We start from the raw sequence: 25,417 nt of genomic DNA, 5'->3' as shown, positions 1-25,417 counted from the left end.
GCCACGGTTTCCAGGAACCCGAGTCGATCGTGGGCAGGTCGGGGGTCACCGTCGCCATCCGCGGCTGACGAGCGCGTCGCGCACCTCTCTGAGCACCGCCGGAAACTCGGCGTGCAGCCGTCGGCTCGTCACATGCAGGACCAACCAACCCGCGCCGACCAGCAGGTTGAGCCGACGGCGGTCGCGGTGTAGCTGATCTGCGTCGGAGTGCCACTTGCCGTCGTACTCGACTGCGACCCGATACTCCGGCCACGCCAGGTCGGGGTGCAGGACAACGCCGCTGACCAGACGTACCGGATGTTGAACGATCGGCCGTGGCAGCCCACCGAGCACCAGCCGTACGCGCAGGTGTGACTCCGGTGGGGACTGGGCTCCGCCGTCAGCCAGGTCGAAGACCCACCGTGCCCGCCGCCCACCAGGACGCTCGGTGTTGCGGGCAGCGAGTGCGGCCAACGTGTCGCGATCGGTCAGCCCCTGCCCGAGCAGCGAGTCGACGACGGCGACTGCCCGGATCGGGTCGAGCCACACCGCCGTCTCCCAGGCGGCCCGCCCCGGGTCGGAGCGGGGGATCGGGCCGCTCGGGTCCCAGTTGGGCTGGGACGTGACACCCGCTCCGCCCCCGTCGCCCGGTCTGGCGACCGCGATGCTGCCCGGTCCGGCGACCGCGATGCTGCCCGGTCCGGCGACCGCGATGCTGCCCGGTCCGGCGACCGCGATGCTGGCCGGTCTGGCCGTCACCGCTCCCGGTCGGGCAAGCTGCCGAGCTGGGCGTGGTGGTGCTCCCACGGTCGGCGGGCGCACTGCTCCCGTGGGGACCCCTGTTCGCGATGGGCGCGCTACATCACGTGATCGCTCTGCGTCCGGCGACCGTTCTGCGTCCGGCGGACGCCATGTTGCTGGTGAGCGCTCGGATCCTGGTGAACGCTCCATCCCAAATGGATGCACCACGCCTGATGCGCGTCCTGCTTCCAGTGGATGCGCCGACGTTGGTGGGGGTCCTGCGGTCCGTGGACGCCCTGAGCCTGGTGGACGCATTGAGTCTGGCGGGCGGCGCGAGGCCGGTGGCGGCGCGGCGACGGCCGGCATCTCGTCGTCGAGGAGCGGGGTGATGGCGTTGACGTGCACGCGGAGGCCACGCTGTGGGCCGATCCGCATCGGCCGGGGCACGAGGACGTGCACGTCGTCGGTGAAGGCGGCGGCGTGTTCGACACCGTGCAGGTAGGCGGCTGAGGGGCCTCCGATCACTACCCCGGGCGGGAGTCGGAGGAGTGCGGCGCGACAGGCCAGGGTGTGGTCCCGGTCGAGCCGTGCGTCGGCGTAGATGTCCTGGCGCAGCCGCAGCCAGGCGGCGCTGCGCAGCTGGTGTTCGGTGAGCAGGCCATCCCGGACAGCGTCGGAGCCGCGGAAGACCCGCCACGTCAGGGCGTCGGGGCGGTGCGGACGTGGTGGCATGCCGAGCAGCCTGCCGACCACCCATGGACCGCCGAAACCCCTGTGGACAACCTGCCCCGGGCGGCCGTCCGACCCTGTGGACAACCGAAAGTCCGCGCGGCGATCGTGGTATGACTCGATCGCTGGCTGGCCAGCGTTGGTGCACCTCGCGGGCGGACCCTCGGCTGGCAGCTCCAGGGCGCTGCCACCCGGCTCAGTCGGCCCGGTCGGCCCGGTCGGCCCCCAACCGGGCTCAAACCAGCCGACGGCCCGCGAAGCTTGTGCCGGAGTTGGTGATCGCGCTGCTGTCGTTGGGACACCCGGTCTGGTGATCCACTCGCGTTCATGAAAGTCGGGGTGTCGTCGGCACCGGGATGCCGCGAGTTTCAGGAATCCGAGTTGATCAAGCCGGGTGCGAGCCGGTGCGAGCCGGTCCGATCCGGTCCGAGCCCGCCTGCACCGGTCTGAGCTGGTCCGAACAGGCGGATGGCTCGTTTGTCAGCGGAGGGCGTTGGTGATGGCCGTGGCTGCGGCCATCACCTGGGGACCGATGGTGTCGACGTCCAGCGGGGCGAGCGCGACCACGCCGACGCTGGCCTCCAAGCCGGGTACGCCGAGCACCGGCGCAGCCACCCCGTACGCCCCGGCCTGCAACTCCCCGCTGCTGCTCACCGGCGCCGCATCCCCGGTTCGACCGGCCAGGATGGCCCGGCCCGCCGCCCCTCGGTCCAGCGGATGCCGTGCCCCGGCGCGGTACGCGACGTGGAATGACGTCCAGCTCGGCTCGACCACGGCCAGGGCCACGCCCTCGCCACCCTCGACGACGGTCAGATGCGCTGTCGCTCCGGCCTGCTCGGCGAGGCGGCGTAGCGCGGGTAGCGCACCCTCGGCGAGCAGCGGCTGGGCGCGTCGGGCCAGGTGCAGCAACCCGGCCCCGAGGCGCAGCCTGCCGTCGCCGTCGCGGCGCAGCATGCCGTGCCCGATCAGCGGGCTGACCAGCCGGTAGACGGCCGCCCGGCCGATGTTGAGCTGGTTGGCGGCCTCGGTGACGGTCAGACCGCCCGAGGCGTCGGCGACCAGGTGCAGCAGTCGCAGACCCCGGTCGAGGGTCTGCGACGTCTCAACGGCCCGTCCCGCAACGGCGTCAGCCCGCCCGACAACCTCCTCGACCTGTCCGGCTGCGCCGACCTGTCCGGCTGCGCCGACCTGTCCGGCTGCGCCGACCTGTCCGGCTGCGCCGACCTGTCCGGCCGCATTGACATGCCCTGCCGTGCCCGCCTGCCCAGGGACGGCGTCGGCGGGGGCGCTGGGGTTGGCCGGAGTCTCACCCGAGCGTGCGGTCGCATCCACGCCTGGCAGCGTACGACCCGGCACCGCCGGACCCGGACAGGCACGGACAGCTACCCTTGTACGGTGACGCTACGCCTGTATGACACCGCCACCCGATCGGTGCGGGACTTCGTCCCGCGGGAAGCCGGCAAGGTGGGGGTCTACCTGTGTGGTCTCACTCTTCAGGCCCCGCCGCATATCGGTCACCTTCGCTCCGGCGTCAACTATGACGTGCTGCGCCGTTGGCTGCTGGCCGCCGGCTACGAGGTCACCTTCATCCGCAATCTGACCGACATCGACGACAAGCTTCTGGTGAAGGCTGGCGAGCAGGGTCGGCCGTTCTGGTCGATCGCGTACGTCAACGAGTTGCTTCTCGCCGAGTCGTACCGGGCGTTGAACGTGCTGCCGCCCACCTACGAGCCGCGCGCCACCGGGCACATCCCGGAGATGCACGAGCTGATCACGAAGTTGATCGCCGACGGGCACGCGTACCCGGCGACTGACGGTTCCGGCGACGTCTACTTCGATGTGGCGTCCTGGCCTGCGTACGGGTCGCTGTCGGGTCAGTCTCCGGACGCGATGCAGTCGGCCGGGGACGCTCCGGACCGGGGCAAGCGGGATCCGCGTGACTTCGCGCTCTGGAAGGGTGCCAAACCGGACGAGCCGGCGGACGCCTACTGGCCGTCGCCGTGGGGGCTCGGTCGTCCGGGCTGGCACATCGAGTGCTCGGCGATGTGCTGGCGGTATCTCGGCCCGGAGTTCGACATCCACGGCGGTGGGCTGGACCTGACGTTCCCGCACCACGAGAACGAGATCGCCCAGTCCAAGGCCGCCGGGCTGCCGTTCGCGCGTTACTGGGTGCACCACGGGCTGCTCAGCATCGGTGGGGCCAAGATGGGCAAGTCCGCCGGCAACGCGCTCGACCTGGCGTACGTGGACTCGCTCGGGGTCCGGCCGGTGGAGCTGCGTTACTACTACGCCGCCGCGCACTACCGCTCGGTGATCGACTACTCGGAGGATTCGCTGCGCGACGCGGCCACCGCGTACCGCCGGATCGAGGGGTTCGTGCAGCGGGCGGCCGAGCGGGTCGGTGCCGGGCAGCCCGGTGAGCTGCCGGCCGGTTTCGTCGCGGCGATGAACGACGACCTCAACACCTCCGCCGCGCTGGCCGTGCTGCAACAGCACCTTCGGGACGGCAACACCGCGCTGAGCGCCGGTGACGATGTGACCGTCCGCACCACCCTGGCCGTGGTACGGGCAATGCTGGATATCCTCGGGATCGACCCCCTCAACCCGGCGTGGACGGGTGGCGGCCGATCGAATGATCTGCGTGCCGTGGTGGACTCCCTGATCGCGTTGGCCCTGGAGCAGCGCGCGCAGGCCCGGGGCCGCAAGGACTGGGCTGCCGCCGACGCGGTGCGTGACCAGCTCAAGCTGGCCGGCGTGGTGGTCGAGGACACCCCCCAGGGCCCCCGTTGGACTATTGGAGAGCAGGACTGATGGCCGGCAACTCGCAGCGCCGTGGCCGGCGACTGACGTCGAAGGCAAGCGCCCCCAAGGGCACCGGCGGCAAGAACAAGGACTCCCTCGCCGGGCGGGGTCGCACCCTGCCCGCGGACGAGCGTCCCTGGCACAAGGGCTACTCGGGCACCGAGAAGCTGCCCCAGCGCACCGCCTGGAAGCAGGACAAGGAGCGCCGCGCGGCGGCCGAGGAGGGGCGCGCCCCGAAGATCGGTCAGCCCGGCAGCAAGGACACCACCTGGGGCAGGGGCGGCGGTCGGGGCGTACCGGTCGGTCGGGGCGCCAGCGGCGGCGGTCGGGGCGGTAAGCCCGCCGGCCGGTCCGGCCCCCGGGTCGCGCCGGGGCGCAAGTCCAACCCGTCCAAGGACTCCCCGGAGCTGCTGGTCGGGCGCAACCCGGTGCTGGAGGCGCTGCGCGCCAACGTGCCGGCGACGGCGCTCTACACCGCCCAGGGCATCGACATGGATGACCGGATCAACGAGATCATCCGGACCGCCGCCGACCGGGGCATCGCCAACCTGGAGATCAGCCGGGCCGAGCTGGACCGGATGACCGGCGGGGTGCTGCACCAGGGCGTCGGGTTGCAGGTGCCGGCCTTCGCGTACCAGCCCTTCGAGGACATGGTCGCTGCCGCCCTGGAGCAGCAGGCCCCCCTGCTGGTCGCGCTGGACGGTGTCACCGACCCGCGCAACCTGGGTGCCGTGATCCGGTCGGCTGCTGCGTTCGGCGCGCAGGGTGTCTTCGTACCCGAGCGACGTGCCGCCGGAATCACCGCGACCGCCTGGCGGACCAGCGCCGGCGCGGCCGCGCGGGTGCCCGTGGCGCAGGTGACCAACCTGACCCGGTCGCTGAAGGCGTGCCGGGACGCCGGCTTCATGGTGGTCGGCCTGGACGCCGACGGTGACACCGACCTGTACGACCTGGAGGCCGCGGTCGGTCCGCTGGTGGTGGTCGTCGGTTCCGAGGGGCGCGGGCTGTCCCGCCTGGTCGGGGAGACCTGCGACCTGACCGTCAGCATTCCGATGATCTCCGAGGTGGAGTCGCTCAACGCCAGCGTGGCCGCCGCGGTCACCCTGGCCGAGGTCGCCCGCCGACGCTCCGCCGAGCTGTAACCACGTCGACGAGGCCCCCTTCCGCCCAGCGCGGGAGGGGGCTTCGCCGTCAGATCTGACGGGTCCACGCGACGAAGAGCAGCGCCCCGGCGAGCGCCATCAGCGCCACGGTCGGGATCAGCCAGCGCGGACCGCGCTCCCCGTCCAGGCGTCGGGTGAGTCGCTGGTGCACGGCGGCGATGCCGATCAGAGCGGCCAGCCCGGCAGCCGCCATCGGCAGGCCGACGAGGAAGTGCACCACCCACGCGCCGGCCCGGGTCGGACCACCCCAGGAATGGTCGTACGGCCCGGGGTCCACCAGGCCGTACAGCGCGCCGCGCAGCACCATCAGCAGTTGGACGCCGAGCGGCAGCAGAGCCACGGCACCGAGGAGCAGGCTGAGCAGCGCGTGGCCGAGCACCGCGACCGTGCCGGGCCGCCGGCCGGGCACGGCCGTCGGTGGCATCCCGAGCAGCCCGGTACGCAGGGCACGCCAGCGTGCGACGGCGGCGCCGGCCCCGCCCATCGGGGCGGTCACCAGCGCGAGTACGGCGACCGGGGCCAGCGTCGCGCAGTAGGCGAGGCTGCGGCCCGCCAGGCGGACCACCTGGTACGACCGGGCACGCGCGGTCGGGAAAGCGGTGGACTGGGCGGGAACGGTGGGCACGGCGTCTCCTCGGGCTCGGGTCGCCGTGACGGTACGAGCACGGACCGCCGTGCGGAGTCACCCCACAGAGCCACCTCCGCGCTGGCTCCGCAGGGTGAAGAGCCTTTGCCGGTACGACGAAAGGGGCGGCCCGCCGAAGCGGACCGCCCCTTTCGGTGAGGCGTTACGTCAGATCCGGCCACCCGTGGCGGCGTGGAAGACGTGGCTGCGACCGGCGACCGGCTTGACGAACACGGTGTCACCCATGTTCGGCATGCTGCGCCGGTCGGTGCGGACGACGAAGCGCTCCGAGTTGCCACCCAGCGCGGCGTGGCCGTAGACGTTGGCGTCCGAGCCGAGGTCCTCGACCAGCTCGACCACGACCGGCATGCCGCCCTCGGTCGGGCTGACCAGCTCGCAGTCCTCCGGGCGGAAGCCCACGGTGACCTTGCCGTCGCCGCCCTCGGCGCGGGCCGCCGCGACCTGCTCCCGGGTCAGCGGGATCTGCAGCTCGGCGAACTCGGCGCCCTGCTCGTTCAGCGGAACGGTCTTGATGTTCATGGCGGGAGAGCCCATGAAGCCGGCGACGAACACGTTGGCCGGGGTGTCGTAGAGCGCCCGCGGGGTGTCCACCTGCTGGAGGACACCGTCGAGCAGCACCGCGACCCGGTGACCCATGGTCATGGCCTCGACCTGGTCGTGCGTGACGTAGACCGTGGTGACGCCCAGCTTGGCCTGCAGGGACGCGATCTGGGTACGGGTCTGCACACGCAGCTTGGCGTCGAGGTTCGACAGCGGCTCGTCCATGAGGAAGACCTGCGGCTCGCGGACGATCGCCCGGCCCATCGCGACACGCTGACGCTGACCACCGGAGAGCGCCTTCGGCTTACGGCTGAGGTATTCCTCCAGCTGGAGCAGCCCGGCTGCCTCCTTGACCCGCCGGTCGATCTCCGACTTGGAGGTCTTGCGCAGCTTGAGGGCGAACGCCATGTTCTCGTACACCGTCATGTGCGGGTAGAGCGCGTAGTTCTGGAAGACCATCGCGATGTCGCGGGCCTTCGGAGGAAGGTGGGTGACGTCACGCTGGTCGATGTAGATCGAGCCGGCGTCCACGTCCTCCAGGCCGGCGAGCATCCGCAGGCTGGTGGACTTGCCACAACCTGAGGGGCCGACCAGGACGAGGAACTCGCCGTCGCCGATCTCGAGGTCCAGCTCGTTGACGGCGGGACGCTCTTGGCCCGGGTAGACCCGGGACGCCTTGGAATAGGTGACCGTAGCCATGGTGAAGCGCTTCCTTTCACCGGCAGGAACGTGCCGGACGATCCGAGTGAAGGAGCAACCGGCGCGTATCCGTGCCGGTCAGCGGACGGCGGCTCGGTCACGCGGGGGCGCCGGGCTGTCGTCCGTGTGTGAACCGTAAACGTGTTTCCCCTTGCTGCCAAGGTCAGGGACCGTCGAACGTGACATACGGATTACACATTCCGGTCACTCCGGCACGGTCGGACATCAATCGACACACGGCCAGGCGGCGGAAAGGCGTACAGGCGTCGGGTTGTTGACGTTTCCCGTGCTCGGGAGGCCTCGCGAGCGGGATATCCGGACGTCACTCGCTATGCTGACCTCGACGCACGCGCCCCTGTAGCTCAGCTGGCCAGAGCACTCGCCTTGTAAGCGAGATGTCGCCGGTTCGATCCCGGCCGGGGGCTCCAATTCCATCAGGCTTTTCCGACGGCAACAGCGCACTCACCGCGTCGCGCGTGTGCGCCGCGCGGCGACGTAGCGGCGCATCTTCTCCGCAGTTCCGCAGTCGTCCATGCTGCACCAGCGGCGACTGCGGTTCTTGCTCTCGTCGTTGAAGATGAACCGGCAGCCTCCGCAACCCTTGATCCGGTCCAGCGCACCCGTGGTGAGCAACTGGACCGCTGCGTGCACCACTGGCCGCAGAGGTCGGGCAAGCGTGTGGTCGTCTCGCCAGACCCAGTCGAACGTGCTGCCGCCCTCAAGCTGTGCGTGGCCGAGCGCGTCCGCTTCGTCGTCGCGCAGCCGGGCCAGCGCAGACGTGCTCGGGGCTTTTCCAGCGGCCAGCGGCCGGAACACCTCGTCGAGGTAGTCGCGGGTGCGCAGTGCTCGCGAGAACGCAGCGCTGGCGCCTTCTGGGTCGTTGCGGGACAGCCGGCGCAACGCTTTCGCCTCTGTGTCGGTGAGGGCGCCCGCGTGAACCCCCCAGGCGACCAGCTCCGGATAGCCCGTCAGCACGTCGTCGTCCGGGAGCCCGATTGGTGGACCGGAGCGGGTGTTGATGAAGTCCAGGGCGAGGTTGCCGCCCACCAGGTTCATCCGCGTGACGTCCTCGGCTGTTTCCATCAAAACCCACTTTACCAGTTGACCGTCAGCAAGAGGGGTCGCTAGCTTGTTTCTGGCGTAGCTGATTTAGCCGGTAACGATGGGAGGGTCCGATGGGCCACAGGCGGGCAGTGGGAGCACTGATCGGCTTGTCCGGCGGGACGTTCCTCTACACCACAGCCGAGGCGCTGCCGATCGGGTTGCTGCTCCCGATGGCCGCGGACCTTGCCGTCTCACCGTCGCAGGTGGGCATGCTCGTCACCGCGTACGGCGCGGTGGTCGTCGTCGCCTCGATCCCGCTGACGGCGCTGGCCAGGAGAATCCCCCGTCGGCGACTGCTGTCCGCGCTCCTGGCCGGCTTCGTGGTGAGCACCGCGATCACGGTGTTCGCGAGCTCGTTCGCGCTGCTGCTGGCGGCCAGGATGGCGACGGCGGCGACCCACGCGTTGTTCTGGGCGGTGGTGGTGCCGGCCGCGGCCGAGCTGTTCCGACCCGGGCTTCGCGGTCGGGTGGTCGCGATCGTGTTCGCCGGCGGCAGCGTCGCTCTGGTCCTGGGCGTGCCTGCGGGCACCTGGCTGGGCGAACGCGCCGGCTGGCGGGTGTCGTTCCTGGCGGTGGCCGGGCTCGGCGCGATCGTGCTCGTCGCGGTGGCCTCGCTCCTGCCGTCGACGCCACCCAACGAGGGACATGCCGCCCGGGGCGCGACACCCGACGTCTACCGCTTCTGGCTGCTGGTCGCGGTGGCCATCCTCGCGACCGCCGGTGCCATCGCCGGATACACCTACGTCGCCCTCTTCGTCACCGAGGTCAGCGGGTTCGCCGCCTCGGCGGTCGGGGTCATCCTGCTGGTGCGCGGCGTTGCCAGCGTGCTCGGGATCCTCGCCGTCGGAGTGGTGGTGGACCGCAGCCCGTGGCTCGCCCTGGCTGCGACCGTCACGCTCCAGTCGGTGGCACTGCTCGGGCTGTACGCGGTCGGCCACCGGCCGACGGCTGCCGTGGGCCTGCTCGCCCTGGCCGGGCTGGCGTTCGCGGCGTTCACCGCGGTGCTCGGTGGCATTGTGCTCGAGGTTGCGCCCGGGCGCTCCGACCTCGCCGCCGCCACCGTCTCTGCCGCTGTCAACGTCGGTATCACCGGTGGCGCCCTGGTCGCCGGCCTCGCGCTACCGAGCCACGGCGTGCGCAGCACGGTGCTGCTCGGCGCACTGCTCGGCGTGGTCGCTCTGATGGTGGTCGCCGCTGCCTTCACCGGGCGGCGGCGCGCTACCCGACCGGTGAAAGCACCGGCGGTAGCCTGGGGCCGGGCAACGAGGTCGCGATCAAGGGCGAGACCCGGAACGGGGGAGGCGGGCTGACCGTGATCCGTCGCAGCTCGGACGGCCCGTCGACGCTCGTCGCGCTGAACGACGTCACCGACCTGCCGCCCGAGCTGCGTGCCACCGGCCCGCCAGACGACTACCGGATCCGACCGGCGCTCAGCTGAGCAGCTTCACCACGGCGTCGGCCACGGCGCGGGCGGACTGCGGGTTCTGACCGGTCACCAGGCGGCCGTCGACCACCGCGTGCTCGGTGAAGTCCGGCGCCGGTACGTGCTGCGCGCCAGCCTCGGTGAGCTTGTCGGCGAGCAGGAATGGCACCTCGTCGGTGAGGCCGACGGAGGCCTCCTCGCTGTTCGTGAAGCCGGCCACCCGCTTGCCGGCGACGAGCCGGGAGCCGTCGGTGAGGGTCAGGTTCACCAGCGCCGCCGGACCGTGGCAGACGGCGGCCACCACGCCGCCGCGCTCGTAGACCGAGCGGCCGATGCGGGCCAGGTCGGGGTCGTCGGGGAAGTCCCACATGGTGCCGTGACCTCCGGCGAAGAGGATCACGTCGTACCCGGCCGGGTCGACGTCGGCGGCCCTCGGGGTGTCCGTTACGCCGGCGGTGGCGAGGAAGTCGTTCTGGGTGCTGTCGTTCTCGTCCCGGCCGTCTACCGGCGGCTCGCCGCCGGCCACGGACACCAGGTCTACGTCGTAGCCAGCGGCCCGGAACACCTCCCACGGCTCGGCGGCCTCGCCGACGTAGTAGCCGGTCGAGCGGCCGGTGCGGCCCAGCTCGGAGTGACTGGTCAGGGCGATGAGTGCACGAGTCATGCCCTCCATGCTGGCGTGGCCGGTCCGTCCCGGCCATAGGCCGATGTCACAGCGGATACGGGTTTGAAAGCCGGGTCACCGGGGTCGGCGGTAGCCTGGGCCCGGCAACGAGCGGAGCGGACGGGGGCCAATGAGCCGCGCGGTGGAGGAGTCGAACCGGGCGATGTTGCGCGCCCGGGACGCGATGGACCGGGCGTACGCCGAGCCGCTGGACATCCCCGCGTTGGCCCGGATCGCGCACGTCTCTGAGGCGCATTTCATTCGTACCTTCCGGGCCACGTTCGGTGAGACCCCGCACCGCTACCTGCAACGCCGCCGGGTGGAGCGGGCGATGGCGCTGCTCGTGGAAACGAAACGGGACGTGACGGACATCTGCTACGCCGTCGGCTTCGGCAGCCTGGGCACGTTCAGCCGGACGTTCCGGCAGATCGTCGGGGAGTCGCCCTCGGATTTCCGGCGGCACCGCGTCGCGGCGGCCAATGTGCCGTCGTGCTTCGCCAAAGCGTGGACCCGACCCAGCAGTTTTGGATAAGCCGCAGGTCACGGTCGACCTCTAGCGTCATGGGCATGACGATGAACGCGATCAGCCGCTCTCAGATCTACGTCCTCGACCAGGACGCCGCGCTTGACTTCTACGTCAACAAGCTCGGCATGGAGGTCAACACCGACCAGGACCTCGGTTTCATGCGGTGGTTGACGGTCAACCTGCCCGGCGACCCGGAGCGCGAGATCCTGCTGGAGAAGCCGGGCCCGCCCGCACTGGACCCGGCCACCGCCGAGCAGGTCCGGGAGCTGCTCACCAAGGGTGCCCTCGGTGGATACCTCTTCATGACCACCGACGACGCCCGCAAGACGTACGAGGATCTTGTGGCGAAGGGCGTCGAGATCACCGACGAGCCGACCGAGCGCCCGTACGGGATCGACTTCGGCATCCGGGATCCGTTCGGCAACAAGATCCGCATCGGCCAGATGTTCCCGCGGGCGTAGGGGAGCGGACGATGAGCCAGGCCGCACCTTTCCCGCTGGTACGACCGGCCGCCGTCGGTCGGGACCGCGCACTGCTGATCGGTGGTGTGCTGGCCGGCCCGATCTTCGTCGGCTCGGCGATCGTGCAGGCGTCGACCCGGGAGGGCTTCGACTTTCGTCGGCATCCGGTCAGCGTGTTGAGCACCGGCGAGCTGGGCTGGATCCAGATCGTCACGTTCCTGGTCAGCGGCGTGCTCTGTGCGCTGGCAGCCGACGCGCTGCGCCGCCGTACCGTCGAAGGCGGCGGGTCGGTCTGGCTTCCCCGGCTGCTTGCGCTGTACGGGCTGGGCCTGATCGGGGCGGCGATCTTCAGCGCCGACCCGGCCGACGGGTTCCCAGTCGGCACGCCCCGGGGCGCCGGGGAGATCAGCTGGCACGGCGGTCTGCACTTCCTGGTGGCGGCGGTCGCCTTCGTGTCGCTGATCGCGGCGACTGTGGTGGCGGGCCGTCGGGCCGCCCGGCAGGGGGCACGTGGTCGAGCCGCGTACACCCTGGGGATCGGGGTCTTCTTCGCGATGGCCTGGGTCGCCCTGATCGTCCGACCGGCGCCGGCCGTGATGGTGGCGTTCGGTCTGGCGGTGACGGCCGGTTGGCTGTGGGTGTCGGTCACCTTCGCGCGAGCGGCGTCCGGCCAGGCCGACTGAGCTGACGGCCGCAGGCCCGGGAGGTGCGGGGTGGAGCCCGCACCTCCCGTTGTGTTGAGGTGGGCGGCATGGTGACTCGCCTGCTGTACCTCGCCCGACACGCCGAGCAGGACCTGACCGCGGTGCGGGAGTCGGAGGCCGGTGAACCGGACACCGGCCTGACGGAGCGCGGCCGGCAGCAGGCCACGCTGCTCGGCGAGCGCCTGCGGGGCCGCCGGTTCGCCGCCGTCCACCACGGACCGCTGCGCCGGGCCGCGCAGACCGCCGAGCTGATCGCCAGGTCGCTGCCCGAACCTCCGGTGTACGCGACGGAGCTGGCCGGCGACCACCTCCCACACGACACGGACCCGGCCGGCCTGCCGCCCGCGTACGCCACATTCCTGGCGCAGTTCTCGGCGGCCGAGCGGGTCGACGGGCCGCGGGTGACGGCGGAGGCCGTGCGGCGGTTCGCCGGCCCGGTCCCCGAGGAGGCCCCCGATGGCGAGCCGGTCCGCGAGTTGGTCGTGACGCACACCTTTCTGATCGCCTGGCTGGTGCGGCACGCCCTCGACGCGCCGGAGCGGCGGTGGCTGGGCTTGAACCTGCACAACGCGGGGTTGACCGTGATCCGGTACAGCCCCGGTGGCCCGCCCAACCTGATCGCCCTCAACGACGTGGCCCACCTGCCATCGGAGCTGTGGGGCACCGGCCTGCCCGTGGACTACGTGGTCTGAGCGTCGGTGGCCCGCAGCAGCAGCTCGATCAGCGCGCGGGTGGCCGGCAACCGTTGCGCGTCGTCGCTGGGGCAGTCGTCGTACCCGATCTCGATGGTGCCGACGGTCAGCCGGTAGCTGAACACGTCTGTGCAGATGGTCGCGCCAGCCGTCTGGCGGGCCTCGGCGGCCAGCCGGGCGTCGGCGGTCAGCCCGCGCAGCCGGCCGAGGTCGGCGGGACTGAGTTGGCCGGTACGCCGACCGCCGGCGCGGTCCACGGCCGTCCACCGGCCGTCCGGCTCAACGGTCACGGTGTCAGCCCGACCAGCGAAGCCGCCGGAGCGAAACAGCATCACCCGCGTCGACGCGATATCGGTGGCCGGCGGCCCGGTCGGCAGCGTGGAGGCGGGGCTCGCGGTTGGCGGCGGCGGAGCGTCGGTGGCCGGCCCGGTCCGAGCGGGGCCGGCGCTGGTCGGCGGCTGGTCACGAGCGGCCCCGGTGCGGTCGGTGCTGGTGCATCCGGCCAGGAGCGCGACCAGTAGGGCGAACGTGACGCCGGCTGTCGAGGCGGGTCTCATGTCCGTCAGACGTGCTGGGGCAGGTATTGGTTCCCTCGTCAAGCCCCTCAGCCGAACGGCCAATGTCGATGTCTGACATCGGTTCAGGCCTTCTCTTTTCTTCAACACATAGCTATATCTACATGCGTGACTACCTCCGTCACATCCTTCTCCTCTCAGGAGCGCACGTGAAAAGAGCTCTTGCCGCCGTCAGCGCAGTGCTGCTCACCAGCGGCCTGCTGACCTGCGTCGTCACCCCGGCGCACGCGGCCCCGCCCACCTCTCCCGCGCCGGACGCCTCCGCTGCGGCCCGAGCGGCAACCGTCCTACGAGCGAACCCCGGCGCCGTCCAGGGTTCGAGCGCCGAGTCCTACCAGGTGCGCAGCACCAAGGTGGACCCCAGCGGCGCTGCCCACACCCGATACACCAGGACCTACCAGGGCCTACGGGTGTACGGCGGTGACTTCGTCATCCACACCGCGCCGAACGGCACGTACGCCGGCAGTTCGGTCGGGCTGGCCGCGCCGCTGACCCTCGCCACCTCGGCCAGGACCACCGCGGCGGCCGCGAAGAAGGCCGCCAGCGCCCGGTTCGTCGGTAAGGCCGAGGCGGTGGGCACGCCGGAGCTGTTCGTGGACGCCAGTTCCGGGCAGGGTCGACTGGCCTGGGAGACCGTGGTCAGCGGGTGGCAGCCCGACGGGCAGACCCCGTCCCGGCTGCACGTGATCACCGACGCCGCCACCGGCGCGACAGTCGGGTCGTACGACGAGATCGAGTCGGTGGTCGGCAGCGGCCAGGGCATCTACACCGGCACGGTCAGCATCGACACGACGCTCTCCGGCAGCACGTACCAGATGATCGATCCGTCGCACGGCAACGGCCGTACCTGCGACATGAACAACGGCACGTCGACCTGCACCACCTTCACCGACGCGGACAACGCGTGGGGCACCGGGGCCAACTCCAACCGGCAGTCCGCCGGCGTGGACGCGCACTTCGGCGCGGCGAAGACGTTCGACTACTTCAAGAACGTGCACGCCCGCAACGGCATCTTCGGCAACGGCACCGGCGTGCCGAGCCGGGTGCACTACGGCAACAACTACGTCAACGCCTTCTGGGACGGCGCCCAGATGACCTACGGTGACGGCTCCAGCAACTCCCGCCCCCTCGTCTCGCTGGACGTGGCCGGGCACGAGATGAGCCACGGTGTCACCGAAGCGCTGGCCGGCCTGGTCTACTCCGGCGAATCCGGCGGCCTCAACGAGGCCACCAGCGACATCTTCGGCAACATGGTGGAGTTCTACTCCGCCGCGCCGAGCGACCCGGGCGACTACCAGGTCGGCGAGAAGATCAACATCAACGGCAACGGCACGCCGCTGCGCTACATGTACAACCCGTCGCTGGACGGCTCGTCCGACAGCTGCTGGTCCACCAGCACCAAGAACAAGGACGTGCACTACTCCTCCGGCGTGGCCAACCACTTCTTCTTCAACCTCGCCGAGGGCACCGGCGCCACCTCGTACGGCACCTCCCCGGTCTGCGGTTCCGCCCCGGCGGTGACCGGCATCGGCCGGGCCAAGGCCGAGAAGATCTGGTACCGGGCGCTCGACGTCTACTTCACCTCCAACACGGCGTACGTCAGCACCAGCAACCCGGCGAACACCGCCCGCGCCTACAGCCTGCGGGCGGCCACCGACCTGTACGGAAGCTGCTCCACCGAGTACAAGGCCGTGCAGGCCGCCTGGACCGCGGTGAACGTGGCCGGCAGCGACTCGGCCTGCTCGACCGGCAACGACTTCTCGGTCGCGCTCTCGCCGACCGCCGGCTCGGTGAACCCGGGCAGCGCGGTCTCCACCACCGTGTCGACCGCCACCACCAGTGGCTCGGCGCAGACGGTGACGTTCTCGGCGTCCGGCCTGCCCAGCGGGGCGAGCGCCGCGTTCAGCCCCGCCTCGGTGACCTCGGGCGGCTCGTCCACCCTCACCATCAGCACCTCGGCGAGTACCCCGCCCGGCACCTACTCGATCACGGTGAACGGTGCGGGCGCGGTCACCCGCAGCGCGACCTACCGGCTTACCGTGAACGGCACCGGGGGCGGCTGCGCGGCGCCAGGGCAGAAGCTGGCCAACCCGGGCTTCGAGTCCGGTGCGACCGGTTGGACGGCCAGCTCCGGCGTGATCACCACTGCCAGCGGCCAGGCCGCCCGCACCGGGTCGTACAAGGCGTGGCTGAACGGGTACGGCAGCACCCGCACCGAGACGCTCGCCCAGTCGGTGAGCCTGCCGGCCGGCTGCTCGTCGTACGCGCTCAGCTTCTGGCTGCACATCGACTCGGCCGAGACCACCACCAGCGTCGCGTACGACAAGCTCAACGTGCAGGTGCTGAACTCGAGCGGAACCGTTCTGGCCACGCTGGCGACCTACTCGAACCTGAACAAGGCCACCGGCTACAGCCAGAAGTCCTTCTCCCTGGCGGCGTACGCCGGCCAGACCGTCAACCTGAAGTTCACCGGCACCGAGGACTCCTCGCTGCAGACGTCCTTCGTGGTCGACGACACCGCGCTCACCGTCTCCTGACCTGACCGGCAGGCCCAGCGACCGCCCCTCGGGGTGGCCGCTGGGCTCACGCCGTTATGGTCGCCGTATGTCGGACGCGGAGTTGACCGTCGAGGTGACCGGACCGGTCGCAACCGTGGTGATCCACAACCCGGCCCGGCGCAACGCGATGACCGCAGCCATGTGGCGTCAGCTCCCCGAACTGCTCGACCGGCTGGAACCCGACCCGGGCGTACGGGCGTTGGTGCTCACCGGCGCGGGCGACGCCTTCTGCGCGGGTGCCGACCTCGGCGACCTGGCCGAGCTGTTGGACGCAGGCGACGCCAGCATCGCGGTGGCCGCCGAGGAGCGGCTGGCCAGCTTCGCCAAGCCGACCGTCGCAGCCATCCGAGGCGCCTGCGTCGGGGGCGGCGCTCAGCTCGCGGTCGCCTGCGACCTGCGGATCGCTGCGGACGACGCCCGGTTCGGCGTACCGCCGGCCCGGCTCGGTCTGGTCTATCCGGCACCGACGACGCGCAGGCTGACCCGGCTGGTCGGCCCGTCCGCCGCCAAGCACCTGCTGTTCACCGCCGAGCTGATCGATGCCGAGCGGGCCCTGCGGGTCGGCCTGGTCGACGAGGTGCTGCCACCCGATCGGCTCGCCGGGCGGGTGGACGAGCTGACGACGACGATCGCCCAGCGGTCACCGCTGAGCGTCGCCGCCGCCAAGGAGATCATCGATGACCGCGCCGGGCCCGCGCGGATCGCCTGGTGGCACCGGAAGGTGGCGACCACCGGCGAGGCCCGGGAGGGGGTCGCGGCGATGGCCGAGCGACGCACGCCCCGCTTCGCCTGGCGGGCACCCGCCGACGACTGACCAGTTTGAGCCGTCGTCGTCGATGGGTAGTCCCCGATCCACACGGTGATCGGGGGACCACTATGGACGCGGCAGCAACAGATGCGGGGCAGGCCGAGCGGGGACAACGGCGACTCCGTCTGCTTCTCCTCTTCGTGCTGCTGCCCGCCGTGGTCGGCGGTCTCGCGGTGGGTGTCGCGATGGGTGGCCAGAACACCGGCATCTTCGACGGCGACCCGCCGCGCTGGGCCAGCAACCTCGGCCTCGTCCTGGTGATTGTCGGAGTTGTCCTCGAGGTGGCCGCAGCCATCTGGCTGGTCGCCACCGGCCGCTACCGGTCGGGACGACAGTCGCCCCTGATCGGGCTCTGCTGGTCGCACCGTCGTCGGCTGGATCGGCAGGTGCGACGCGACGCACCCGAGGCCGACGAAGACCGGGCTCTGCTCGTGGAGACTGCCAGACAGTTCGTCAGTCAGCGCTATCTTGCGGTGCTGTGCGCTGGGCTGGTGATGACGAGCGTCGGTCAGGTCTTCGTGGGGTTCGCGCCGTTCCACGCGTTGATCGGCGGGTTGCTGCTGGTGATCTGGGTGGTGCTGATCGTGTCGGTCCTCCGGAACGCCCGACGGGGTGAGACGTTCCTCCGCAACCACCCGGATCTGAGCGAGCGGTAGCCGAAGCTCCGTCCCACCCATCGCAACACCTCGATCCGGGGTGGCCCGCTGCCGGTCGGTACGGCAGGCTGTCGGTCGTGCAGCGTGATCAGTTGCTTGCGGGCCGCTACCGGCTCCTGGAACGCCTCGGCAGTGGCGGCATGTCGGCGGTGTACCGGGCGTACGACGAAGTGCTCGAACGGGACGTCGCGGTGAAGGTGCTCGTCGCCACCGACCACAACGCGCGGCAGCGGATCCGGGCTGAGGCCAAGGCCGCGGCCCGTTTGTCGCACCCGCATGTCACCAGCGTCTACGACTTCGGCGAGTCGATGGTCGACGATGCCCAGGTCCCGTTCGTGGTGATGGAGATGCTCGGCGGTCACACCCTCGAACAACGGTTGGCGGCCGGGCCGTTGCCGCCCCGCGCGGGTCTGCGGGTCTGCGCCCAGGTGGCCTCCGCGCTGGCCGCCGCGCACGGCCAGGATCTGGTGCACCGCGACATCAAGCCGGGCAACGTGATGCTCACGCCCACCGGTGCCAAGGTGCTCGACTTCGGCATCGCGGCGGCCGCCGGTGAGTCGGAGATCGACTTCGAGGGGCGGCTGCTGGGCACACCGGCCTACCTGGCTCCGGAGCGACTGGAGGCCGGCGAGGTGCTGCCGGCCTGCGACGTGTACGCCCTCGGTCTGCTGCTGCACCGGGTGCTCACCGGGCGGCTGCCGTGGCCCGCCGAGGCGCAGACCGGGATGCTCCGCGCCCACACGCACGTCCAGCCGGATCCGCTGCCCCCGGTCGACGGCGTACCGCCCGAGGTGCACCGGCTCTACCGCTGGTGCCTGGCCCCCGACCCCGCCGACCGGCCGCCGGCCGTCGAGGCGGCCCGCATCCTGCTCGCCGCCGCCGCCACCGCCGCCGCCACCACCGCCGCCAGCGCAGCGACTGCCGTGGCCGAGGCGGGGGCCGGCGCTGCCGGCTCGGCGGCCGACGGGACCGAGCAGCCCGGCGCCACGCCCGCCGATCCGACCGAGACGACGAGCAAGACGACTGCCGGGCCGACGAGCAAGACGACTGCCGGGCCGTCGGGCGAGACGACTGCCGGGCCGTCGGGCGAGGCCGTCGTCGGGTCCACGTCCCGGCGAGGAGCGTGGCGTCGGGGGCGGGCCGTGCTGGCGGTCAGCGGCGCGGTGATCGCCGCGGTGGCGATTGCCGGGTCGCTCGGTGACTCGCACAACCGCCGGCAGGCGCAGAAGTGGCCCTCGACGGGGACCGGCCCGGGCACCACCACTGTGGGAATGCCGCGCAGTGAGGAGCCGCTCGACACGGCCGACACCGGACCGGCCGCCATCCCGCCGGCCGGGAGCACCGCGCCCGCTTCCCGGTCAGCCCCTCGGACCCGGCCGAGCCCGACCGTCACCACCCCAGGGCCGACCCCGACCAGGGCTGCGCCGACGCCCACGCCCACCCCTGGCTCGGGTGCGTCAGTGGACGCGCGAGGCGGGACGGTCACCATTCGCTGCGTCGGGAAGTCCGTCGAGGTGCTCGCGGTGACGCTCGTGCCCGGGTTCCGGGCCGAGGCGTACGACCCGGGCCCGACGAAGCAGATCCAGGTCGAGCTGGTCTCCTCCGAGCACCGCAGTGAGGTCCGGGTGCACTGCCCCAGCGGCAGCCCGAAATCGAGGGTCAAGGAACGCGCCGTCTGACCGGGGGCCGGCGGGTGCCGCGCCCGGGACGTACCCGGGACGCGGCCCCCCGTTCCCGCCGGCCGGTCCGTCACCGCCCGGCCAGCGCCCCCCACCCGGGGTTGACCGGCTCCCGGCGCAGCGGCATGCCCGCCTCCGCCGGCGTCCGGTCGCCCTTGCGCTGGTTGCAGGCGTAGCAGGCGGCGGTGGTGTTCCGCCAGGTGTTCCGACCGCCGCGCGAGCGGGGCAGGATGTGGTCGATCGTGGAGGCGGACCCACCGCAGTACGCGCAGCACCTGCCATCGCGGCGCAGCACCCCCGCCCGGGACCAGGCCGGCCCGGAGTTGAACCGCCACCGGGTGACCACGAAGCGGACCAGCCGCACCACCCGGGGCATCGGAAAGATCCCGATCACCCGGTCCGGCTCGGCCTCGTGGATCTCGGCCACCCGACGGCAGAGCATCCGTACGGCGTGTTGGACGGTGACCCGGTGCAGCGGGCCGAGGTCGGCGTTGATGACGAGGACGGCGCCCACCGGGACTCCTTTCCAGAGGCTGACGGACAGCGAAGAGCCGCCCGGTCCGGCTGTCGGACGGGGCGGCTCAGCGCATACGGATACGCGTCAGTCGGGCCGGCCCGCCCGGGGATCTTCCGCTCGGCAACCGCCGCCGGGCAGCGTCGACGGCACGGTGGTGACGTGCGACATCGCCATGAGCTGCTCCCGCGGTGGTGGTTGACCTTGCGCGATCACGGTAGGCCGGGACGGGACAGACGGGCAACGGATTTCGATCGGCTGGCCTCGTCGGAACGGCGTTGGCGGCGGGTGGGGGTGGTGGCGTCCGTCGAGATGTGGGCGGTGGTCAGTGGGCGGTTCAGTCGCAGGGCCATCCGCACTGTGAGTTCGCTGTCCAGCAGGGGTCGGTTGACCTCACCGGCGACCGCCAGCGCCGGGCCCGAGACCGACCGCCAGATCGCGGCCAGTCCGGCGCCGAGGCCCACCAGGGCGACGGTGGCCCGGGTGGTCGGTGAGCCGGCGGCTGCGGCGGCACTCACCCCGACGACCGCGAAGAGCACCAACAGCACGGGTACGAGCACCGGCCAGAAGATGCCCCGTGCCGCCTGCGCCACCAGCCGCCGGTCCCGGATCATCAGATTCCTGGCGATCACCCCGTAGTCCTCCTCGTCGAGCAGGTCGCGCGGGTGCAGGCCGCCGGTGAGCACGTCGCGCCAGAGGTCGCCCTGGCCGCGCAGGGCCCGGCTCAGCTCGGCGGGCGCCGGCACGGCCGGGTCCCCGAGGCTGGCCCGGTCGACCGCGCTCGACCAGGCGGTGAGCGACCGGCGCACCACCGCGGCCGAGTACGGCGGTAGGACGGTGGCCAGCTCGTCCAACCACCGGCGGATCTGGATCTGTCGCCCGCCGAACTGCCTCAGCAACTGGGTGGCGTCGCCGGCTCGGACGGTGTCGGCCACCGATCGGCCCAGCCGGTAGGCCAGGCCGACCCGGTGGTTGGTGGCCATCGTCCAGCGGAGCACGTCCACGTTGAGGTCGTCGAGGGCGAGCAGCAGGGGCACCGGGTCTGCGGGGTCGGGCCGGTCCAGGTCGGGGAGCAGGGCCCGGGCGGCGGCCGTGTCGGGCACCGGCCCGTTGTGCCGGGTCAGTTCGGCGATCTGGGCCAGGGCGACGTCCACCCCGTCGAGGTACATCCGCATCCGGCGGTGGGCGGACATCTCGGTGAGGTTGGAGAGCTTGGCCGGGGGCACGGTCGGGCGGGCCTCGACGGGAGCGCCGAGCTCCGCGTGCTGCCCGTGGTGGTAGGCGTCCGCCATCCACCAGCCCAGCCGTAGCGCGGTGACGATGCACGCGCGTTCGTCGCGGATCAGGGGGTACGCGTCGTCGCGGCTGATCTCGTCGTTCGGCGGGGCGCTTTCCGCGCCGACGCGGTGCAGTGGTGACATCTGCCGCTGCCCTCCCGCCCGGTCGATCGACGGTTGATCAATCGAGCGTACGACAGCGGGCCGATGCTTATGGTGCGTTTTGTCGCTTTGGTGCGCTGCGACCGGCGAGCAGTCCCCGCGGTCGGATCGAGCGCACCGGCTCGGCCGAGGCGCCCTCGGCGCGCAGGATGTGGTTCGCCGCGATGATCCCGGTCGCCGCGGAGCGCTCCATCAACGCGCTCGGGAAATCCGTGGCGATGCCGTCCCCGGCCAGGTAGACGCCGGTCGCGTCGGTGCGTACCCCCGGTCGCCAGGCGTGGCTGCCCGGCGTGAACGCCGGTGCCTGCGCCTCGACCCGGGCCCGCAGCTCACGGACCCGCAGGTCGCCGGCCTCCGGCCAGAGCGCGACCAGCTCGCGGCGCATCCGCTCGGCCAGCTCCTCGGCCGGCACCCCGGGCTCGCAGGCGTACGCGTGCAGCTCGATCACCGACCCGCCGGTCTGCCGCGCCCAGCGCCGCGGCTCGTTCTCCAACCGGTGGTAGAGCGTCACCGAGTCCAGGGTGGGCTGCCGGGACACGCCGTTGAACACCGCCCGCTCGGCGGCCACGTCCCCGTCACACCAGAACCGCGCCACCGCGTACGGGGGGCCCGGCTGGCCGAAGGCGGGCATCCGCGCCGCCAGCTCCGGTGCCTGCCCGGTCAGGTCCGGGGAGGCCGCGACCAGCGCGGCGAGCGCCGGCGGGTCGACGGCGAGCACGACGTGACCCGCCGGGTGGCTGCCGTCGTCGGTGGTCGTCACCCGCCAGCCGTCGCCGTCGCGGTGCACACCGGTCGCGGCGGAGCTGGTCAGCACCCGGCCGCCGTGCTTCTCGACGTGCCGGGTCAGGGGCTCCCAGATCGCCGTGGCGTAGTCCTCGTCGGGGCAGTCGAACGCCAGCCCCTCCGGGTTGCCGAGCAGGTAGAAGTGGAACTGGGCGACCATCTCCGCGGCCGACATCTCGGCCTCGTGGTTGAAGAACGAGTGCGAGAAGACCTCGAACAGCATCGCCCGCGCCCGGTCCGGCAGTCTCAGCGACGCCAGCAGCTCGTCGGCGGTGGTGCCGTCCAACTCGGCGTAGGTGCGTACCGGGTCGTAGCTGAGCAGCGGCAGCGCGGCGTCCCGATCCATCAGTCGCAGGTCGGCCAGGCGCAGGCTGGGGCTGCGCAACAGCAGCGCCAGAAGGTTCGTCGGCGGTGCCGGCGGCAGCTTGCCGAACTCCTCGGTCGGCCACTGCTCGCTGAGGATCGGGTAGCCCGGGATGGGCTTGAGGAAACCCAGGTCACTGTCGACCCGGCGGAGAATCGACCGCCAGTTGTAGTACTGCCGGAAGAAGGCGTGGAAGCCGTGCTCGTTCTGCTGGCTGCCGTCGGCGAGCGCCTCCGGCCAGGCGCCCAGTCGACCGCCGAGCGTCGGTGCCGCCTCCAGCACCGTCACCGCCACACCCCGCTCGGCCAGCACCACCGCCGCCGACATGCCGGCGATGCCGCCACCAACCACCACCGCCGTGGCCGGTCGCGGCACTCGGTCCGCGCCACCGCCGCCCGGGTCCACCAGGTGCTGGCGTACGCCGATGAGCCGACCCACCACTTGCGACAGCGCCATGGGCACCTACCTCTCTCGGGCCCAGTCTCCCCTACTCCAGGCAGCGGCGCGCGCGATCGGAGGCGGGCCAGACGTACTCCAGGTCCGCTGGAACGTCGTCGCCAAAGAGGGGCCGGTAGTGCGCCGGGTCCTTGCGGACCAGCGACGATCGGTGGCTCAGGTGCAGGTCGTCGCGGCCCAGCCACGGTGGCAGCTCGCCGTCCCGGGCCAGCTCGTCCTGGGTCCGTACGACGCCGGCCCCGCAGGCGGCGGCGAGGTCGACGGTCATCGTGGTGGCGCAGGTGTCCGCCCGCCCCGGTTCGGTCCACACCGCGCACATGTCCAGCCCGTAGCGGGTGAGCGCCTCCTCGTACCCGGCCCACATCTTCACCGCCGGGTGGTTGCGCCAGCCGTACCCGGGTCGGGTGAGCCCGCGCAGCACCTGGATGGCCTCCACCCGTTGCTTGCCCAGACGCTTCTGGTCCAGCGTCCGGGCGCTGGCCAGAAAATCCGGGTACGGGAGGAACGTCTGCATGTCGCTGCTCTACCCGTCGCCAGGGCGGGCATGCCTGGCCGGGGGATGATCCGGACGGGGTCGCCCACCGTGGCCGTGCTGATTACGATCCGGGCATGGCGGAGCCGTGGCGGGACCGGGCGCGACGGGCGGTCGAGTGGAACTGGCGGCTGCGCTCCGCTGGTGATCCACGCCCGCACTATGTGATCTGCGGGAAGGACGCGCTCGCCTACTACGTGGCCCGGGCGATGCTCGAATCCGAGCTGCCGACGGGTGGGGCCCGGGTGACCGTCGTGGTGCCGGAGCGTTACCGCAGCAACGGGCCGGACGTGGCCGGGCTGCGGGGGGTCCGGGTGGTCCGTTCGGACCGGCTGGACGTGGCCACCTTCGAGGCCGCCGGTCTGGCCGGGGCGACCGGTCTGGCCCTGCTGCACCAGGACGACGTGGGCAACCTGCACGCCGCGCTCTGCGCCCAGGCCGTCGACCAGCGGGTCCGCCAGGTGCTGCGAATGTTCAACGGCACCCTCGCCGACGGTGTGCGCAAGCTGCTCAAGGCACCGGTCGAGGTGCTCTCCGACGCCGAGATGGCCGCGCCGGCCTTCGTGGCCGCCGCGCTCGGCGAGGTCGACCCGAGTTCCTTCCAGCACCGGGACAAGACGCTGCGGGTGGCCCGCCGGGCCGACGTCCGACCGCAGGACGTGGTCTGCGCACTGGCCCACCTCACCGAGGCGCAGGGGGTGGAGCTGCTTCCGGCCGAGCAGGCTGGCGCAGACCTGGTGCTCGCCGAGGCGACCGGGCAGCCGCCGGGCACCGAGGTCGCCGCCCGTCGGCTGGTCCGGGCCCGCCGGCGACGCCGTCCGGTCGCGGTGCTGATGAGGGCGGTACGTGGCTTCGCCACCCGCAAGATCGGCATCGCGGTGATGCTGGTGCTCGCGGTGATCGCGGTGCTGGGGGCACTGATCTCCCGCACCGAGGGTGCCTCCCCACTGGAAGCCCTGTACCTGACGCTGGTGACCACGCTCAGCGGCGCCGACCCGGACACCACCAAGCCAGCCGGCGCGCAGATCATGCAGGTCGTGCTCAACCTGGCCGGGTTGGCACTGATCCCGCTGATCACCGCCGTCGTGGTGGACGGCATCGTCAACGCACGACTGGCCCTGCACACGGGCCAGTTGCAACCCGCGCGGGTCGGGCACGTCGTGCTGATCGGCCTGGGCAACGTCGGCACCCGGGTGATGGCGCAGCTCCGCGAGTACGACGTCGAGGTGGTGGCGATCGACAAGGACCCGGAGCCGCGCGGCGCCGCCCTGGCCCGTCAGCTGGAGGTGCCGCTGATCGTCGGTGACGCCGCGCTGCCGGAGACACTGGTCGCCGCGTCGGTGGCCGACTGTCAGGCGCTGGTGGTGGCGTCCACCGACGACGTGGCCAACCTGGAGGCGGCGCTCGCGGCCCGCGATCTTCGGGGCGACCTGCGGGTGGTGCTGCGGTTCTTCGACGGTGACTTCGCCGAGCGGGTGGAGGAGACCTTCGCCCTCGGCGTCTCCCGCTCGGTCTCCTACCTGGCTGCCCCGGCCTTCATCGGTGCGCTCACCGAACGGGCAGTGATCACCACGATTCCGGTCGACAGGCACGCGCTGCCGGTCGCCGAGGTTCCGGTCGCCGCCGGCTCCGAGTTGGACGGGCGACCCCTGGACATGGTCAACCGGGACGGGCAGGTCCGGCTCATCGCCCGGACCCCGGCCGGTGGCGGCAGGACGATCTGGTGGAAGGACCTCGATCCTCGCCAGGTGATCTTCGCGGGCGACCGGTTGACAGTGGTCGCACGCCGACGCGGGTTGGACTGGCTGACCAGGCAGTGCGCCCCACCCGCCCCTGGAAGGACGTCGATGCCGCAGGGTAACGCCGGCTCGACGCCCAGGCCCGTGCCAATCCCGGCCGCCCCCGCCCGACCGGCGGGCCCGGCGGCCGTCCCTGGTGGGCAGCACGGCCCGCCGCCCGGGCCGAGCGATCGGGAGGTCGCGGCCTCGGCCCCCGGCGCCGCCCACCCGGTGTCGCCTCCCCGGTCGCCCACCGCTGGTGCCGTGCCGTCCCCGCAGAGTGCGGACGGCGGGCACTGGCCGATGGAGCCGGACGACGACACGGGGGTCCGGGACGAACCGGACGCCAGCGCGGCACGCTCCGGGTGACCGTCCGACGACGTGCACCGGCCCCGTCGACCG

The 25,417-nt window shown here is 71.9% G+C and carries 23 protein-coding genes, 1 tRNA gene and 1 pseudogene; 14 read left to right on the top strand and 11 right to left on the bottom strand.

Going from position 1 to position 25,417, the window contains the following annotated elements; all coding sequences use genetic code 11:
• Positions 1–45 precede the first annotated feature (45 nt).
• Both HNR22_RS31400 and HNR22_RS17330 read right to left on the bottom strand, forming a co-directional pair.
• Positions 46–738 (bottom strand): DUF559 domain-containing protein, encoded by a 693-nt coding sequence (locus tag HNR22_RS31400; protein ID WP_246380912.1) that lies wholly within the window; start codon positions 736–738, stop codon positions 46–48.
• Between the two features lie 1,191 nt (positions 739–1,929).
• Positions 1,930–2,553: pseudogene (locus HNR22_RS17330) on the bottom strand (IclR family transcriptional regulator); the annotation flags it as partial.
• 291 nt (positions 2,554–2,844) lie between these two features.
• Between HNR22_RS17330 and cysS the strand changes: the two are divergent.
• On the top strand, positions 2,845–4,260 hold the full coding sequence (gene cysS / locus HNR22_RS17325) for a cysteine--tRNA ligase (protein ID WP_179781235.1): 1,416 nt from the start codon (positions 2,845–2,847) through the stop codon (positions 4,258–4,260).
• Positions 4,260–5,393 (top strand): 23S rRNA (guanosine(2251)-2'-O)-methyltransferase RlmB, encoded by a 1,134-nt coding sequence (rlmB, locus tag HNR22_RS17320; RefSeq protein ID WP_179781234.1) that lies wholly within the window; start codon positions 4,260–4,262, stop codon positions 5,391–5,393. The genes cysS and rlmB overlap by 1 nt, the downstream gene beginning before the upstream one ends.
• Before the next feature lie 49 nt (positions 5,394–5,442).
• Here rlmB and HNR22_RS17315 read toward each other — a convergent pair whose 3' ends face one another.
• Together HNR22_RS17315 and HNR22_RS17310 are read right to left on the bottom strand one after the other, a co-directional pair.
• Positions 5,443–6,039 carry an NUDIX hydrolase gene (locus tag HNR22_RS17315; protein WP_179781233.1) on the bottom strand — a complete coding sequence of 199 codons (597 nt, stop codon included), beginning with the start codon at positions 6,037–6,039 and terminating at the stop codon, positions 5,443–5,445.
• Positions 6,040–6,207: 168 nt separating this feature from the next.
• A complete protein-coding gene (locus HNR22_RS17310; protein WP_179781232.1) occupies positions 6,208–7,299 on the bottom strand; it encodes an ABC transporter ATP-binding protein in 1,092 nt (363 codons plus the stop codon).
• 351 nt (positions 7,300–7,650) lie between these two features.
• Between HNR22_RS17310 and HNR22_RS17305 the strand changes: the two genes are divergently transcribed.
• Positions 7,651–7,727 (top strand) — tRNA-Thr (locus HNR22_RS17305).
• A 34-nt stretch (positions 7,728–7,761) separates the two neighbouring features.
• Here the strand turns inward: HNR22_RS17305 and HNR22_RS17300 are convergent.
• Entirely contained in the window at positions 7,762–8,382 is a 621-nt protein-coding gene (locus HNR22_RS17300) for a CGNR zinc finger domain-containing protein (RefSeq protein ID WP_179781231.1), read from the bottom strand.
• Positions 8,383–8,474: 92 nt separating this feature from the next.
• On the opposite strand from HNR22_RS17300, the gene HNR22_RS17295 reads away from it, so the two are divergent.
• Together HNR22_RS17295 and HNR22_RS31680 are read left to right on the top strand one after the other, a co-directional pair.
• Positions 8,475–9,713, top strand: coding sequence for an MFS transporter (locus HNR22_RS17295; RefSeq protein WP_179781230.1), 1,239 nt, complete (start codon positions 8,475–8,477; stop codon positions 9,711–9,713).
• 2 nt (positions 9,714–9,715) lie between these two features.
• Positions 9,716–9,841, top strand: coding sequence for a hypothetical protein (locus HNR22_RS31680; RefSeq protein WP_269458532.1), 126 nt, complete (start codon positions 9,716–9,718; stop codon positions 9,839–9,841).
• Here HNR22_RS31680 and HNR22_RS17290 read toward each other — a convergent pair.
• Complete coding sequence (locus tag HNR22_RS17290) at positions 9,834–10,490, bottom strand: type 1 glutamine amidotransferase domain-containing protein (RefSeq protein ID WP_246380910.1); 657 nt, start codon at positions 10,488–10,490, stop codon at positions 9,834–9,836. The two genes, HNR22_RS31680 and HNR22_RS17290, sit on opposite strands and share 8 nt — an antisense overlap.
• 130 nt (positions 10,491–10,620) lie before the next feature.
• Here HNR22_RS17290 and HNR22_RS17285 point away from each other — a divergent pair, with 130 nt between their 5' ends.
• The 4 genes from HNR22_RS17285 to HNR22_RS17270 all read left to right on the top strand — a co-directional run bounded on the left by HNR22_RS17285 (position 10,621) and on the right by HNR22_RS17270 (position 12,873).
• Positions 10,621–11,022 (top strand): helix-turn-helix domain-containing protein, encoded by a 402-nt coding sequence (locus HNR22_RS17285; protein WP_179781228.1) that lies wholly within the window; start codon positions 10,621–10,623, stop codon positions 11,020–11,022.
• Positions 11,023–11,057: 35 nt separating this feature from the next.
• On the top strand, positions 11,058–11,477 hold the full coding sequence (locus HNR22_RS17280; protein WP_179781227.1) for a VOC family protein: 420 nt from the start codon (positions 11,058–11,060) through the stop codon (positions 11,475–11,477).
• Positions 11,478–11,488: 11 nt separating this feature from the next.
• Positions 11,489–12,160, top strand: a complete 672-nt coding sequence (locus HNR22_RS17275; protein ID WP_179781226.1) for a DUF998 domain-containing protein — start codon at positions 11,489–11,491, stop codon at positions 12,158–12,160.
• 68 nt (positions 12,161–12,228) lie between these two features.
• A complete protein-coding gene (locus HNR22_RS17270; RefSeq protein ID WP_179781225.1) occupies positions 12,229–12,873 on the top strand; it encodes a histidine phosphatase family protein in 645 nt (214 codons plus the stop codon).
• On the opposite strand, the gene HNR22_RS17265 is transcribed toward HNR22_RS17270, so the two are convergent.
• Positions 12,861–13,430, bottom strand: a complete 570-nt coding sequence (locus HNR22_RS17265) for a hypothetical protein (RefSeq protein WP_179781224.1) — start codon at positions 13,428–13,430, stop codon at positions 12,861–12,863. The genes HNR22_RS17270 and HNR22_RS17265 overlap by 13 nt on opposite strands.
• 167 nt (positions 13,431–13,597) lie before the next feature.
• On the opposite strand from HNR22_RS17265, the gene HNR22_RS17260 reads away from it, so the two are divergent.
• The 4 genes from HNR22_RS17260 (at position 13,598) to HNR22_RS17245 (ending at position 19,149) form a co-directional block, all read left to right on the top strand.
• Positions 13,598–15,985 (top strand): M4 family metallopeptidase, encoded by a 2,388-nt coding sequence (locus HNR22_RS17260; protein WP_179781223.1) that lies wholly within the window; start codon positions 13,598–13,600, stop codon positions 15,983–15,985.
• Between the two features lie 67 nt (positions 15,986–16,052).
• The gene (locus tag HNR22_RS17255; RefSeq protein WP_179781222.1) at positions 16,053–16,820 is read left to right on the top strand and encodes an enoyl-CoA hydratase/isomerase family protein; all 768 of its coding nucleotides are present in this window, start codon (positions 16,053–16,055) and stop codon (positions 16,818–16,820) included.
• A 62-nt stretch (positions 16,821–16,882) separates the two neighbouring features.
• Positions 16,883–17,470, top strand: a complete 588-nt coding sequence (locus HNR22_RS17250) for a hypothetical protein (protein ID WP_179781221.1) — start codon at positions 16,883–16,885, stop codon at positions 17,468–17,470.
• Between the two features lie 77 nt (positions 17,471–17,547).
• On the top strand, positions 17,548–19,149 hold the full coding sequence (locus tag HNR22_RS17245) for a serine/threonine-protein kinase (RefSeq protein WP_343059853.1): 1,602 nt from the start codon (positions 17,548–17,550) through the stop codon (positions 19,147–19,149).
• Positions 19,150–19,219: 70 nt separating this feature from the next.
• On the opposite strand, the gene HNR22_RS17240 is transcribed toward HNR22_RS17245, so the two are convergent.
• The 4 genes from HNR22_RS17240 to HNR22_RS17225 all read right to left on the bottom strand — a co-directional run bounded on the left by HNR22_RS17240 (position 19,220) and on the right by HNR22_RS17225 (position 23,219).
• Positions 19,220–19,663: an HNH endonuclease gene (locus HNR22_RS17240; protein WP_179781220.1), complete on the bottom strand. Its 444-nt coding sequence runs from the start codon at positions 19,661–19,663 to the stop codon at positions 19,220–19,222.
• Between the two features lie 212 nt (positions 19,664–19,875).
• A complete protein-coding gene (locus tag HNR22_RS17235) occupies positions 19,876–21,084 on the bottom strand; it encodes a hypothetical protein (protein WP_179781219.1) in 1,209 nt (402 codons plus the stop codon).
• A 67-nt stretch (positions 21,085–21,151) separates the two neighbouring features.
• Positions 21,152–22,705, bottom strand: coding sequence for an FAD-dependent oxidoreductase (locus HNR22_RS17230; protein ID WP_179781218.1), 1,554 nt, complete (start codon positions 22,703–22,705; stop codon positions 21,152–21,154).
• 31 nt (positions 22,706–22,736) lie between these two features.
• Positions 22,737–23,219: an MSMEG_6728 family protein gene (locus HNR22_RS17225; RefSeq protein ID WP_088950458.1), complete on the bottom strand. Its 483-nt coding sequence runs from the start codon at positions 23,217–23,219 to the stop codon at positions 22,737–22,739.
• 95 nt (positions 23,220–23,314) lie between these two features.
• Here HNR22_RS17225 and HNR22_RS17220 point away from each other — a divergent pair, with 95 nt between their 5' ends.
• A complete protein-coding gene (locus HNR22_RS17220) occupies positions 23,315–25,384 on the top strand; it encodes a potassium channel family protein (RefSeq protein ID WP_246380908.1) in 2,070 nt (689 codons plus the stop codon).
• Positions 25,385–25,417: the final 33 nt, after the last annotated feature.

The sequence above is a fragment of the Micromonospora jinlongensis genome, from assembly GCF_013410645.1.
GTDB classification, from domain to species: Bacteria; Actinomycetota; Actinomycetes; order Mycobacteriales; family Micromonosporaceae; genus Micromonospora; species Micromonospora zamorensis.
Note: the sequence above shows the minus strand (reverse complement) of the source record. Positions and strands in the feature narration are given on the sequence as shown.

Bases quoted from the DNA above. Each gene is read 5' to 3' on its own strand.
- HNR22_RS17265 (WP_179781224.1), bottom strand. From the start codon at position 13,430: ATGAGACCCGCCTCGACAGCCGGCGTCACGTTCGCCCTACTGGTCGCG.
- HNR22_RS17300 (WP_179781231.1), bottom strand. From the start codon at position 8,382: ATGGAAACAGCCGAGGACGTCACGCGGATGAACCTGGTGGGCGGCAAC.
- HNR22_RS17290 (WP_246380910.1), bottom strand. From the start codon at position 10,490: ATGACTCGTGCACTCATCGCCCTGACCAGTCACTCCGAGCTGGGCCGC.
- HNR22_RS17225 (WP_088950458.1), bottom strand. From the start codon at position 23,219: ATGCAGACGTTCCTCCCGTACCCGGATTTTCTGGCCAGCGCCCGGACG.
- HNR22_RS17220 (WP_246380908.1), top strand. From the start codon at position 23,315: ATGGCGGAGCCGTGGCGGGACCGGGCGCGACGGGCGGTCGAGTGGAAC.
- HNR22_RS17255 (WP_179781222.1), top strand. From the start codon at position 16,053: ATGTCGGACGCGGAGTTGACCGTCGAGGTGACCGGACCGGTCGCAACC.
- HNR22_RS17250 (WP_179781221.1), top strand. From the start codon at position 16,883: ATGGACGCGGCAGCAACAGATGCGGGGCAGGCCGAGCGGGGACAACGG.
- HNR22_RS17270 (WP_179781225.1), top strand. From the start codon at position 12,229: ATGGTGACTCGCCTGCTGTACCTCGCCCGACACGCCGAGCAGGACCTG.
- rlmB (WP_179781234.1), top strand. From the start codon at position 4,260: ATGGCCGGCAACTCGCAGCGCCGTGGCCGGCGACTGACGTCGAAGGCA.
- HNR22_RS17280 (WP_179781227.1), top strand. From the start codon at position 11,058: ATGACGATGAACGCGATCAGCCGCTCTCAGATCTACGTCCTCGACCAG.
- HNR22_RS17285 (WP_179781228.1), top strand. From the start codon at position 10,621: ATGAGCCGCGCGGTGGAGGAGTCGAACCGGGCGATGTTGCGCGCCCGG.
- HNR22_RS17295 (WP_179781230.1), top strand. From the start codon at position 8,475: ATGGGCCACAGGCGGGCAGTGGGAGCACTGATCGGCTTGTCCGGCGGG.
- HNR22_RS17275 (WP_179781226.1), top strand. From the start codon at position 11,489: ATGAGCCAGGCCGCACCTTTCCCGCTGGTACGACCGGCCGCCGTCGGT.
- HNR22_RS17310 (WP_179781232.1), bottom strand. From the start codon at position 7,299: ATGGCTACGGTCACCTATTCCAAGGCGTCCCGGGTCTACCCGGGCCAA.
- HNR22_RS17230 (WP_179781218.1), bottom strand. From the start codon at position 22,705: ATGGCGCTGTCGCAAGTGGTGGGTCGGCTCATCGGCGTACGCCAGCAC.
- HNR22_RS17235 (WP_179781219.1), bottom strand. From the start codon at position 21,084: ATGTCACCACTGCACCGCGTCGGCGCGGAAAGCGCCCCGCCGAACGAC.